At 62.0% G+C, this 12,578-nt stretch carries 8 protein-coding genes; 6 read left to right on the forward strand and 2 right to left on the reverse strand.

The genetic code is table 11. The features are described from left to right. The first annotated feature begins 307 nt into the window (after positions 1-307). The 5 genes from ACEN2T_RS23150 to ACEN2T_RS23170 all read left to right on the forward strand — a co-directional run bounded on the left by ACEN2T_RS23150 (position 308) and on the right by ACEN2T_RS23170 (position 7,131). Positions 308-2,644, forward strand: a complete 2,337-nt coding sequence (locus ACEN2T_RS23150; RefSeq protein ID WP_442117600.1) for a putative bifunctional diguanylate cyclase/phosphodiesterase — start codon at positions 308-310, stop codon at positions 2,642-2,644. Between the two features lie 194 nt (positions 2,645-2,838). Continuing rightward, a complete protein-coding gene (locus ACEN2T_RS23155; protein WP_442117601.1) occupies positions 2,839-3,513 on the forward strand; it encodes a methylamine utilization protein in 675 nt (224 codons plus the stop codon). Continuing rightward, positions 3,497-5,845: an EAL domain-containing protein gene (locus ACEN2T_RS23160; protein ID WP_122680308.1), complete on the forward strand. Its 2,349-nt coding sequence runs from the start codon at positions 3,497-3,499 to the stop codon at positions 5,843-5,845. The genes ACEN2T_RS23155 and ACEN2T_RS23160 overlap by 17 nt, the downstream gene beginning before the upstream one ends. Before the next feature lie 9 nt (positions 5,846-5,854). Next, complete coding sequence (locus tag ACEN2T_RS23165; protein ID WP_095184315.1) at positions 5,855-6,712, forward strand: DUF3034 family protein; 858 nt, start codon at positions 5,855-5,857, stop codon at positions 6,710-6,712. Continuing rightward, entirely contained in the window at positions 6,712-7,131 is a 420-nt protein-coding gene (locus ACEN2T_RS23170) for a group I truncated hemoglobin (RefSeq protein ID WP_032891871.1), read from the forward strand. Before ACEN2T_RS23165 ends, ACEN2T_RS23170 begins: the two co-directional genes overlap by 1 nt. Positions 7,132-7,315: 184 nt before the next feature. On the opposite strand, the gene ACEN2T_RS23175 is transcribed toward ACEN2T_RS23170, so the two are convergent. Both ACEN2T_RS23175 and ACEN2T_RS23180 read right to left on the reverse strand, forming a co-directional pair. After that, entirely contained in the window at positions 7,316-9,727 is a 2,412-nt protein-coding gene (locus ACEN2T_RS23175; RefSeq protein ID WP_442117602.1) for a glucose/quinate/shikimate family membrane-bound PQQ-dependent dehydrogenase, read from the reverse strand. Positions 9,728-10,172: 445 nt separating this feature from the next. Continuing rightward, positions 10,173-12,191 (reverse strand): TonB-dependent receptor, encoded by a 2,019-nt coding sequence (locus ACEN2T_RS23180; RefSeq protein WP_442117603.1) that lies wholly within the window; start codon positions 12,189-12,191, stop codon positions 10,173-10,175. Positions 12,192-12,341: 150 nt separating this feature from the next. Here ACEN2T_RS23180 and ACEN2T_RS23185 point away from each other — a divergent pair, with 150 nt between their 5' ends. Next, positions 12,342-12,575, forward strand: a complete 234-nt coding sequence (locus ACEN2T_RS23185; protein ID WP_016977534.1) for a VF530 family DNA-binding protein — start codon at positions 12,342-12,344, stop codon at positions 12,573-12,575. Positions 12,576-12,578: the final 3 nt, after the last annotated feature.

Below are 12,578 nucleotides of genomic sequence, written 5' to 3' on the forward strand. Positions count from 1 at the left end.
TTGGGGCAAGAGCCCTTTGGTTACTTTGGGGCTTTTCCAAAGTGACCCGCCGTAAGGGCGGAACCAATACCCGCCGTTACCCAGATAACGGATATGCCCCCCAAGCCAACCCTCTGTCGCCAATAAACCGCCACCTAAATCCCCACGTTTATTGAATGCACACCCCCCAACTCCCAGCTAATCTCCTCACACCCAATATCCAACGAAAATGGATATTTTTTTGACGCCAGGTCAGCTGTCGCAAGGAATGCACATGACAAAAGGACGTAGTGGCAGAGAGAGGCGAACACTGCCAGAGGGCACCGCCATGACGTGGCGCCATACGTTCCAAACTCGCATCGCCGGGGTGCTGGCACTGCTGCTGCTGGTGGTCGTCGCCGCCACCTATTTTGCCGTCAAGGCCGCCACCACCCGCGCGGTGGAGAACCAGGCGCAAGTCCAGTTGAAAACCGGAACCCAGGTGTTCGAGCGTCTGCTGGACCTGCGCGGGCGTCGCCTGCAATACGGCCTCGATTGGCTCACCGTCGACGGCCCGTTCAAGCAAGCCGTGGCCGAAGGCAACACGGTGTCGATTCTGGCTGCACTGCGTCGGCATGGCTCCGGCGTCCGTTCCAGCGAGGTGTTTGTGCTGGGGCTGGATGGCAAGGTCGTGGTCAGCACGTTGCCCATCCTCACGCGCGGGCAGCTTTTTCCCTATGACACTGCCTTGCGCCATGCGCGGCGTGACGGCCTGCAAATGGTGATTGTCGCCTTGGACGGGCGGCCTTACTTGCTGGTGCAGGATGAAGTCCTCGACCCCCTGCCTATCGCCCGCGTCGTCATGGGCTTTGCCATGGACCAACTGTTCGCCAACGAACTGCGTTCCATGAGCAACCTGGAGGTGTCGTTTCTCAGCGTGCAGGACGGCAGGCCCGGTCCGTTGTTCAGTACCCAGCCTGTCGATTATCAGGCCGGCACCCTCGGCCTGCTCCACGATGCGCCTTTGAACCCAGAGGCGCAGATCCATCCGTTTTACGGTGAGCGTGTGCTCAGCCAAGTGTTGCCGCTGGCCAACACCGGTGACGGCAACGAGGTGCGCGTATTGCTGCAAAGCCCGCTGGACCACGCGCTGGAATCTTTTGCGCCGCTGGACCGGCAGTTCCTCGGGATCGCCCTGGCCGTGCTGGTGGTCTCGTTGGCCGGTGCGTTGTTCCTGGCGCGGCGGGTGTCGCGCCCGCTCAATGCGTTGGTGGAGGCGGCTGGGCGCATTGGCGCGGGGGATTACCGCACGCCGGTGCGGGTGCGCAGCCACGATGAATTCGGCCTGTTGGCCCGTGCGTTCAATGCCATGCAAAGCCGCATCGCCGTGCGCGAACGGCAACTGGCCCATAACGCCCTGCATGACGCTCTCACCGGGCTGCCCAACCGCGCGCTGGCGATGGAGCGCCTGGGCAGCGCGATCAGTGCGCGTCGGCCAGTGGTGTTGCTGTACCTGGGTATCGAAAACTACCGGGTCATCAACGAGGGCTTCGGTCCCGAGGGCGTCGAAGAGATGATGCGCGAGGCCAGCCGGTGTCTGTCCATGAGCCTATTGGCCAGCGATACCGCCGCGCGCATCACCAGCAGCGAATTCCTGTTGTTGCTGGAAAATACCGAGGTTGACCGCGCCGTAGCCCGCGCCGACCGCCTCTACGCGCTGCTTACCGAACCCCAGCGCCTCGGCAATGACGAAGTGCGCCACGAGGTGAGTATCGGCATCGCCGCGTACCCCGCCGACGGCCAGTATGTGGAGGAGTTGATCAGCCGTGCGGCCATCGCGCGTCACGATGCAACGACGCTGCCCGGTTATCTACAGATCTACCAGCAGGACCGCGATCTTGCGCACCAGCGCCAGATCAGCCTGATCCGCGACCTGCGCCGTGCGGTCGTCGAAGGTGAGTTGCACCTGTGTTATCAGCCCAAGCTCGACCTCCTGCATGGCCATGTTCGCCAGGCCGAGGCCTTACTGCGCTGGCAGCATCCGACGCTGGGGCTGGTATCGCCCGCCGAGTTCATTCCCCTGGCTGAACGCACTGGCAGCATGGGTGGCCTGACCCAGTGGGTGATCGAAGAGGCTATTCGTCAGATCGGCGAGTGGGCGCAGCGCGGATTGCATATCCAGTTGTCGGTGAATATTTCTGTGGACGACCTGGCCGATGATGACCTGGCGATTCGTGTGACCACCTTGCTGGAACACTACGACGTGCAGGCCGAGCAACTGATTTTCGAGATCACCGAAAGCGCGATCATGCACAACCCGAAGCAGGCCCTCAGCGTGCTGGAGCAATTGCGTGGGTGTGGCATCAGCCTGTCGGTGGATGACTTCGGCACGGGCTATTCGTCGCTGGCGCAATTGCAGCGCTTACCGGTGCAGGAGTTGAAGATTGACCAGTCGTTTGTGCGCAACCTCGACAGCGCCACGGGCGACGGCGTGATCGTGCGCTCCACCATCGAAATGAGCCACAACCTGGGGCTCAAGGTAGTGGCCGAAGGCGTGGAGTTCGAGCCCAGTCTCAAACTCCTCAAACAGTGGAACTGCGATACGGCCCAGGGCTACCTCATCAGTCGGCCGCTCAATGCCATGGCGTTCGAGATGTGGATGCGCCGCGAGCGCGCGCCGGTCTGAAGCCCGCGTCTATAGTTTTTAGGCCCCAGGCCGATACGCTCTACAAGGCTTGACCGTTTGCACAGTTATTTACCGACCAACGGTCAAGTATCCAGCGCTATTGCATGATGGCATTGTGCCTTGTTTGCGGCATCATGACCGTAACCCACTGTGCCAGGGCTGGCCGCTCATTTTCCATTTTTTGCGGATCGACCATGGCCCGAACTCCTCCCTTGCTCTCCCTGACGCTGATGCTGATGTTGGCCGGCTCTGCGTCGGCGGCCACGCTGGACCTGGTGTTCAAGCGGGCCGATGGCAGCCCGGTGGCGGATGCGGTCGTGACCCTGCAAGGCCCGCCCGGCTCATCGTCGGCCGTGCTCAAAGCGAATATGGACCAACGCGGCCAGCGCTTTGCGCCCCATGTGCTGGCGGTACACACCGGCACTCAGGTGCGTTTCCCCAACAGCGACAACATCCGGCATCAGGTCTATTCGTTCAGCGCCGCCAAACGTTTCGAACTGCGCCTGTACGAAGGCACGCCCGCCGAGCCGCTGCTGTTCGACAAACCCGGCGTGGTGGTGCTGGGCTGCAATATCCATGATTGGATGCTCGGTTACATCTACGTCACCGATGCCCCGCTCTTCGCTGTCAGCGACGCCCAGGGCCAAGTGCACCTGGAGCAGCTGGCGCCCGGTGATTACCACGCCACCCTTTGGCACCCGCAGTTGGCGGATATGCAGCCCTTGGACGGCGGCACCCTGCATGTGCCTGCCGCTGGCCTGAGACACAACGTGGTGCTGGCCCTGGAGCCGGCGTCCGAGGATCTTCCGCCGACGCCAAGTGCCTTTGGCGATGCCTTCAATCGAGCCGCCCGTGAAACTGCGCAGTAGTTTCCAGGCGCGGGTCGCCAGCGTCCTGATCCTGCTGTTGCTGGTGGTGATCGGCGCACTGTATTTCAGCGTCAAGGCTGCCACCAGTTCAGCGGTGCGCAGCCAGGCGCTGGCCCAGTTGGATGTGGGCGCGCGGGTTTTCGAGCGCTTGCTGGACGTACGCGGGCGGCGCCTCGCTGACGGCGTGCAACTGTTGGCGGCCGACTTCGGTTTTCGTGATGCGGTGGCCAGTGGCGATTCGGCGACGATGCGCTCGGTGCTGCTCAACCACGGCAAGCGCATCAACGCCAGTGACATGATCCTGCTCGGCATGGACGGCAAAGTCCTGGCCAGTACCCTCAGCGAAGTGCCCGAAGGCTCGACCTTCAAGTATGACCAGTCGCTGCGCGAGGCCCGGCGCAATCGCCAGGTCATGTTGATTGTGCCGCTGCAAGGCAAGCCGCACCTGTTGGTGGAAGCCTCGGTGCTGGCGCCGCTGCCGATTGCGCGGGTGGTGATGGGCTTCAGCATGGACGGTGCGTTCGCCGATGAGTTGCGCTCGTTGAGCAACCTGGAAGTGTCGTTCCTGGCGATTGAAAAAGACCAGCCTGGCGAGTTGGTCACCACCCAACCTCAAGAGCTGCGCAGGAGCATCCTTGCATTGATGCAGGGCGATTCCACGCGCCGTGGCGTGTCCACCACCGATCACCTGGAGCAGCGTTTCCTCAATCAGTCGTTGGTATTGGCCAGCGATGAAAACGGCAAAGTCCTGGCGTTGCTGCAAAGCCCGCTGGATGCGGCGATGCAAGCCTTTGTGCCGTTGGATGAGAAGATCCTCGCCATCGCACTGGTCGCGTTGCTGGCTTCGTTGATCGGTGCCTTGCTGCTGGCGCGCACCGTGTCGCGCCCAGTGCAGGCGCTGGCCCTGGCGGCCGAGCGCATTGGCCAGGGCGACTATCAAACACCCGTGACCCTGGCCCGCAGTGACGAACTGGGGTTACTGGCCCATGCGGTCAATTCCATGCAAAGCGGCATCGCCGAGCGCGAACAGCAGCTTGCCCACAATGCTTTGCATGATCGCCTCACCGGCCTGCCGAACCGGGCACTGGCCATGGAGCGTCTGGGCAGCGCCATTGCGTTGAACCGGCCGGTCGCGTTGATCTACCTGGGCATCGACAACTTGCGCGTCGCCAGCGAAACCGCCGGGACGGATGCGGTGGACCAATTGCTGCTTGCCGTCAGCCGTCGCCTGGAAGCCGTGCTGCGCCCCGGCGATACCCTGGCGCATCTGATCGCCGACGAGTTCCTGCTATTGCTCGAAGGCGCAGGCAGCGACGAGGCGGTGGGCATGGCCGACAAACTCCAACAACTGTTGCTGCGGCCCCAGCGCATCAACGGCCATGACTTGGCGCTGGACTGCCGTTTGGGCATCGCCGCATTCCCAGCCGATGGCGAAAGCCCGCACACCTTGCTTGAACGCGCGGCCATCGCCATGAAAGACGCCGCGCAAATGCCCGGTCGCCTGCAGGTCTATGAACATGGCCGTGACCTCGCGCACCGCCGCCAGATCACGCTGATCCGCGACCTGCGCCACGCGCCCAACCAAGGCCAATTGCTGCTGCATTACCAGCCCAAGCTGGACATTCGTGAGGGCCACGTACGTCAGGCCGAAGCCTTGCTGCGCTGGCAGCATCCGCAGTTCGGCATGGTCTCGCCGGCGGAGTTCATTCCCTTGGCCGAGCGCTCCGGCAGTATTCAGTTGCTGACCCACTGGGTGATCGAAGAGGGCATTCGTCAGCTGTGTGAGTGGAACCGCCGTGGCCTGTACCTGCAGTTGTCGTTGAACATCTCGGCGGACGATTTGCTCGGCGATGAACTGGCCCACCGCGTCTCGGCGTTGCTGCGTCGCTACGGTTTGCCGGCTGAGCAACTGGTGTTCGAAATCACCGAAAGCGCAGTAATGCGCGAGCCGGAAAAAGCCCTCAAAGTCCTGCACCTGCTGCGTGATTGCGGCATCAGTCTGTCGGTGGATGACTTCGGCACCGGCTATTCGTCCCTCGCGCACCTCAAGCGTCTACCGGTGCAAGAGTTGAAGATTGACCAATCCTTTGTGCGCAACCTCGATGAAACCAGTGAGGACGCGGTGATCGTGCGTTCCACCATCGAAATGAGCCACAACCTGGGCCTCAAAGTGGTTGCCGAGGGCGTTGAATATGCCCATAGCCTGCGCCTGCTGGAGCGCTGGCAGTGCGACACGGCCCAGGGTTATCTGATCAGTCGGCCTTTGAGCGCTGACGCTTTCGAAGCCTGGGTGGCGTTGCCACTCAGTGCGCAAACTTCCCTGGTTCATTGAGTGGCTGACGTGCGTCTTTCTCTACTGATCGGCTGCCTGGCCGCCCTGACTGTGCAAACCACCCTGGCCGACAACGGCCGCCTGATCGCCACCGGCGGTGCCAGCAGCATCGAGGGCACGGCGGGCGGCGGCATCACGCCGTGGGCGGTGCTGGCCGGCTATGGCGAACAGCACGAGTGGGGCGCCACGGCGTTCGCCACCAGCGTCAACCTGCCGGACTATCGGCTGGATGTGGCGGGGCTGGCGTTGGCCTATGACAACCGCGTCGAAGTCTCTTTTGCCCGCCAGCGCTTTGACCTCGGCAGCCTGGTGCACAAGCTGAATCTGCCGGAAGACAACCTTGGCCAGGATGTGCTCGGTGTGAAGGTCCGCCTGTTCGGTGACGTGATTTACGACCGCTTGCCGCAGGTTTCGCTGGGCCTGGAATACAAACACCAGACCAACTTCGACATCCCCAGCCTGGTTGGCGCCAAGCGTGACAGCGACGTGGAGGGCTACCTCGCCGCCAGCCGTTTGTTCATGGGCGCGGCGTTTGGCTACAACGTGCTGGTCAACGGTAACCTGCGTTACAGCCGCGCCAATGAAACCGGCCTGCTTGGCTTCGGCGGCGACCGCCGCGACCGTCGCAGCCTGCTCAAGGAAGGGTCGGTGGCCCTGCTGTTCAACCCGCGCTGGGCGGTGGGCGTGGAGTACCGCGAGAAGCCCGATAACTTGTCGTTCGCTGGCGAAAGCGACTGGGCGGACGTGTTTGTCGGCTACTTTCCCAACAAGCATGTGTCGTTTGTGCTGGCCTACGCGCGCCTCGGCGAAATCGCTACGTTGGATAACCAGAACGGCACCTACCTGTCCGTACAGGGGAGTTTCTAATGCGCCTTTTACCGATTGCGCTGGTGCTGCTGCTCAGCGCCTGCGCCCAGCAACCGCCCAAGGACGACAGCCTGTACCGCGACCTTGGCGCCATGCCCGGCATCACGCGGATTGTCGAAGGCATGCTGCTCAACATTGCCCGGGATCAGCGCATCGTCGAACGCTTTCGGCGCGTCGATATCCAGCGCCTGCGCAACAAGTTGATCGAACAGTTCTGTGTTGAAGCAGGCGGGCCGTGCACCTACACCGGTGACAGCATGGCCGAGAGTCATAAGGGCCAGAACGTGAGCCGCAGTGACTTCAATGCGTTGGTGGAGGATTTGATCAAGGCGATGGACAGCGAAGGGATCTCGGTGCCGGTTCAGAATCGGTTGATTGCACGGTTGGCGGTGATGCGCGGCGAGGTGATCGAACACTAGTTTTATGAATGCCGGGGGCAAGCGTGGGAGGGGGAAGCTCCCGATAGCAGTGCGTCAGTGACCTGTGCATTGGCTGACCCACTGCCATCGGGGGCAAGCCCCCTCCCACATTTTGATCTGTGTTGTTTATGAAAAAGGCGGCTACCTGTGAGGGTAGCCGCCTTTGTTTTGCCGCCGGTAACGCTTAATCCTGCAGTTTGAACGCCATTACGTAGTCACCCTGTTTGGTACCCAGGGAACCATGACCACCCGCCACGACCAGCACGTATTGCTTGCCGTCCTTGCCGGTGTAGGTCATCGGTGTGGTTTGCGCACCCGCTGGCAGGCGGCCCTCCCACAGTTGCTTGCCGTTTTTCACGTCATACGCACGCAGGTACTGGTCGAGGGTACCGCTGAGGAAGGACACGCCACCGGCGGTGGTGAAGGTGCCGCCCAGGCTAGGTACGCCCATGCTCAGTGGGATCGGAACCGGCGAGCTGTCGCGCACGGTGCCGTTCTTGTGCATCCAGATGGTTTTGTGGGTGGTCAGGTCGACCGCTGCCACATAACCCCACGCCGGTGCCTGGCACGGCAGGCCCATTGGCGACAGCATCGCTTCCAGGATCACGCCGTACGGCGCGCCTTTGTTCGGCTGCACGCCTTCGGTTTCGCTGACGCGTGGACCTTGCTTGGCGATGTCGGCAGCTGGGATCAGCTTGGACTTGAACGCCATGTAGCTTGGGTTCACGAAGGCGATCTGGCGCACTGGGTCGACGGAAATGCCACCCCAGTCGAACACACCGAAGTTACCTGGGTAAACGATCGAGCCTTGCAGCGATGGCGGGGTGAACGGGCCGTCGTAGCGCATGGATTTGAAATCGATGCGGCACAGCAGTTGGTCGAACGGCGTCACGCCCCACATGTCGCGCTCTTTGAGCGGCGGCGGCATGAAGTTCAGTTCGGACTTCGGTTGGGTAGGGGAGGTACGGTCGCCCGCCACTGCGCCCTGCGGAACAGCCACTTCATGGATCGGCACGACCGGCTGACCGGTTGCACGGTCCAGCACGTAGATGCTGCCTTGCTTGGTCGACGCCATGACGGCCTGCTTCACGCCGGCCTCGGTCTTGATGTCGATCAGCGACGGCTGGCCGCCTACGTCCATGTCCCACAGGTCATGGTGAGTGAACTGGAAGGTCCACTTCACATGGCCGCTGTCGATGTCCAGGGCGGTCAGGCCAGCGGCGTATTTTTCGGAATCGTCGGTACGGTCGCCGCCGTATTGGTCGGGCATCTGGTTGCCCATCGGCAGGTAAAGCATGCCGAGTTTTTCATCCACGGCGAACATGGACCACATGTTCGGCGAGTTACGGGTGTAAGTCTTACCCTCGGCCAACGGGGTGGTGTCGTCCGGGTTGCCGCTGTCCCAGTTCCACACCAGCTTGCCGGTGTGCACGTCGAACGCGCGGATTACGCCGCTTGGCTCGTCGACCGAAACGTTGTCGGTGACGTGACCGCCGATCACGACCAGGTTCTTGGTCACGGCCGGTGGCGAAGTGGAGTAGTAACCACCTGGGGCGAAGCTGCCGATGTTGGCACGCAGGTCGACCTGGCCTTTGTCGCCGAAGTCTTCGCACATCTTGCCGGTGTCGGCGTTCAGGGCGATCAGGCGGGTGTCGGCGGTCGGCACGAAGATGCGTTTCGGGCAGGCATTCGGCGCAGCGGCCGGGCTGGCGCTGCCGGTTGGGCTCTGCTCGGAAGCGTAGACGGCGTCATCGTGATACGACACGCCACGGCAGGTCATGTGCGCCCAACCTTTGAAGTTCTCAGCGCCTTGGCTGCTGATCTTCGGATCGAAGCGCCAGATTTCCTTGCCGGTGTCCGGGTCCAGGGCGATCACTTGGCTGTGCGGCGTGCACACGTAGAGCATGCCGTTGACTTTCAGCGGGGTGTTTTCCGCGGTGGTCTCGCCTGGATCGTTCGGGCCAGGGATGTCGCCGGTGCGGTACGTCCACGCCGGAACCAGCTTGTGCGCGTTTTCCGGGGTGATCTGCGCCAGTGGCGAGTAACGATCACCAAAGGCCGAACGACCGTAGGAATTCCAATCGCCATCAGCCTGGGACGGCGCAGCATTGGCCATGCCCGGCACCGCGTCGCGGTCCAGTTGGCCTTTGATCTCACCGGGGTTGGTGAATTGGCTGGCAAGGGCGGCAGCGCCGGCCAACACCACGGCCACGCTCAGCGCGCCAGTGCCCAGCGGGGCAGGTTGGCCACGCAGCAACGGACGGCGAAACCACGGGAGCAGCATGACGATGCCGAGGGCGAACAGCAGTGCCAGACGTGGCACCAACTGCCACCAGTCCAGGCCGACTTCCCACAATGCCCACACGGTACTGGCGAACAGCACCAGCGCGTACAGGCCCAGCGCTGCGCGGCGGGTAGCCAGCAGCAGGACGCCGGTGAGGGCGATGCCAATACCGGCCAGCAGGTAATACAGCGACCCGCCGAGCATCGTCAGCTTAATACCGCCGGCCAGCAGGGCCAGGCCCATGATCAGCAGCAAGACGCCTAGCAACCTGGGCAGCAGGCGGCTTGGGCTTGAAGCACCATCAGTGCTCATAGTGTGTTTCTCCGTGACGTTGGAATAATTGTGTAACCCCGTGCTTCACTCACTGTAGATGACGATTCGGCACAGGCTTGGTTCAGCGTTAATTCGGTTTTTCTGAGGATTGCGAGGGTTATCCACAGGCGCGCGATTTATACCCAGGCGCAGGTCGGTGTAAGACAGCGCTGTCTTGGTGTGTGGGAATATTCAGCAAGATGGGGTCGACCGGGGAGTGAAACGTTTCAGGTTATTGCCGACAAGGATAAAGCGCGGACGCGTCGAGAGAAAGCGCAAATCGCAAGATGCATCATTTCCGATTTGGTAACAGTGACAGAACGTCGCTGCACAATAAGTGTGGGAGAAGGCTTGCTCCCGATGGCGGTGGATCAGACACCGTTGGGTTATCTGACCGATTGCCATCGGGAGCAAGCCCCCTCTCAAAAGGGGTTAGCGGTGTGCGTCAGAAGGTGGTGCGGATGCCGAACTGCACACTGCGACCGGGTGCCGGTGCGATGTCCCGCAGGATCGAGCTGGCATAACGCACAGTCTGGTTGGTCAGGTTGTCACCGTTCACAAACGCCAACCACTGGCTGCCATCGACATTGAAGTGATACCCCGCGCTCGCGCCCAATGTGGTGTAACCGTCGGTGCCGCTTTCGTTATCCGGCACACGGCCTTGGCCTGCCGCGTGTTCCACGTCGATGCGTGCCTGCCAGCGGTCGAGTTCCCACAGTAATCCGCTGTTCAAACGCAGCGGCGCAATGCGCGGCAAGGCGTCGCCGGTGTCGAGGTTGGTGGCGCGGGTATAGTCGCCCGACAGCTCCAAGGCGAATTTGCCGTAGGCGCCTTCGCCGAGCTTGATGTGATCTTGAGCTTCAAAGCCGGCGAAACGTGCACGCACGCCGGAATATTCGTACTCAGGAATGCCATTCGCGTCTTCTTCACCTTCGTCGTTCAGGGTACGACCCGTGCCGAGCAAGCCGATGTAGTTGGAGAAGCGGCTGTAGAACACACCGAAGCTGCCCTTATGCGTGCCATTGTCAAAGCGCAGGGCCAGGTCGCTGGACACGGCTTTTTCTTTCTTCAGGTTGGCATCGCCCAGTTCGTAGGTGCCGGTGGCGACGTGGGCGCCATTGGCGTACAGCTCGTAGAAGGTCGGCGCACGTTCGGTGTAGCCCAGAGTCGCCGCCAGGGACCAGATCGGCGTCAGCGTATACACCGCACCCGAGGACAGGCTGCCGGCGGTGAAATCGTTGGTTTTGTCGGCGCCGGCAAAGCGCGCGTTGCCCTTGGCATCCGGCTCGACGCTGGTGTGTTCCAGGCGTCCGCCAAGGCTGAGTGCGAGGCGCTCGGTGGCCTGCATTTCTTCGAGGATAAACAGCGCGCCGGCGTTGGTGTCGGTCTGCGGTACGAAGGCTTCTTCGCCCAGGGCCGAGAACTCGTTGCGGGTCACTTGGGCGCCGACCACGCCATCGAACGGGCCGATGGGCTGGTGACGCGCTTCGACGCGGGCTTCATAGCCTTTGTTCTTGAAGATCGTACCGGTTTCGCCGCCTTCGATTTCGCGGTGCTCGTAGTCGGTGTAGCCCGCGTCGAGTTTCACCGAGGTAAATGGGCCTTGCAGGTTGCGGATCTCGGACGCAAAGGCGTAGTGATCCTGCTTCATGCGGATGCGCACGTCCTGTTCGGCCGGCGAGCCGTAGTTGGCGTCGTAGCTGCTGTAGGACAGCCCGGCGTAACCGTCGTCCCACGTGTAGGAACCGCCCACCGCGCCACCGTCCTGACGTCCGTCGCTGTTGCCCAGGCGACCGTTTTTGCCGGGGCCGTCTTCGCTTTCCGGTGCACGGCGGCTGCGGGCCTGGCCGGGGATTTTCAGGTCGTTGAATTCCCGTGCGTTGGCGTCCAGGTGCAGGGCGAACGTGCCGTTGCCGGCTTCGAGTTTGCCTGCGCTGCTGCGTGTAGTGTCGGCGCCGCCATAACGCAGTTCACCGGCGCCGTGGATGCCTTCAAGGGCTTCGGTGGGGATGCGGTTGTCGAAGGTGTTGACCACGCCACCGATGGCGCTGCCGCCGTACAGCAATGCAGCGGGGCCGCGCACGATCTCGATGCGTTCGACGTTGACCGGGTCCAGCGGCACCGCATGGTCATAAGACAGCGACGACGCGTCCAGGGCGCCCACGCCGTTGCGCAAGATACGAATACGATCGCCGTCCTGGCCACGGATGATTGGCCGGCTGGCGCCTGGACCAAAGTACGAAGACGACACACCCGGCTGCTTGTTCAGCGTTTCGCCAAGGCTACCTTTTTGTTGCAGGGTCAGGTCATCGCCTTCCAGCACGGTGGTCGGTGAAGCGAGTTGCTCGCTGCCCAGCGGGTTGCCGGTGATGACTTGGGGTTGCAACTCCAGGGCGTGGGCTTCGGAGCTGATCAGCAGGGCGGCGGCAAGCGGGGTCAAGCGCCACAGAGAAGAGAGGGACATCGGACATTCCTTGGCAAAACGACGAAAAGATTTGAAAGTTATAGTTACAATATAACATCTCTTTTTCGTGAGCCACGGGAACTTTTTATCCCTGAGCGGAGGGGGTGATAAGGTGTGCGCCTTCGTGATTACTTTTTTCATAGGCCTGGCATGACCGCGACAAGCAACGACCCCCTTCACGGTGTAACCCTGCAGCACGTCCTCACCACCTTGGTGGAGCACTACGAATGGGAAGGCCTGGCCGAGCGCATTGATGTGCGGTGTTTCAAGAGCGACCCGAGTATCAAGTCGAGCCTGACGTTCCTGCGCAAGACTCCGTGGGCGCGGGAAAAAGTAGAAGGGTTGTACGTAAAGCTGATGCGCACCAAACGTCCGCTGGATTGAATC

Source organism: Pseudomonas sp. W22_MBD1_FP4, from assembly GCF_052113765.1.
Taxonomy (GTDB): Bacteria; Pseudomonadota; Gammaproteobacteria; order Pseudomonadales; family Pseudomonadaceae; genus Aquipseudomonas; species Aquipseudomonas sivasensis.

What these genes read in the sequence shown, in the direction of transcription:
- ACEN2T_RS23150 (WP_442117600.1), top strand. Translation starts at nt 308, where the DNA reads ATGACGTGGCGCCATACGTTCCAAACTCGCATCGCCGGGGTGCTGGCA.
- ACEN2T_RS23155 (WP_442117601.1), top strand. Translation starts at nt 2,839, where the DNA reads ATGGCCCGAACTCCTCCCTTGCTCTCCCTGACGCTGATGCTGATGTTG.
- ACEN2T_RS23170 (WP_032891871.1), top strand. Translation starts at nt 6,712, where the DNA reads ATGCGCCTTTTACCGATTGCGCTGGTGCTGCTGCTCAGCGCCTGCGCC.
- ACEN2T_RS23175 (WP_442117602.1), bottom strand. Translation starts at nt 9,727, where the DNA reads ATGAGCACTGATGGTGCTTCAAGCCCAAGCCGCCTGCTGCCCAGGTTG.
- ACEN2T_RS23180 (WP_442117603.1), bottom strand. Translation starts at nt 12,191, where the DNA reads ATGTCCCTCTCTTCTCTGTGGCGCTTGACCCCGCTTGCCGCCGCCCTG.
- ACEN2T_RS23185 (WP_016977534.1), top strand. Translation starts at nt 12,342, where the DNA reads ATGACCGCGACAAGCAACGACCCCCTTCACGGTGTAACCCTGCAGCAC.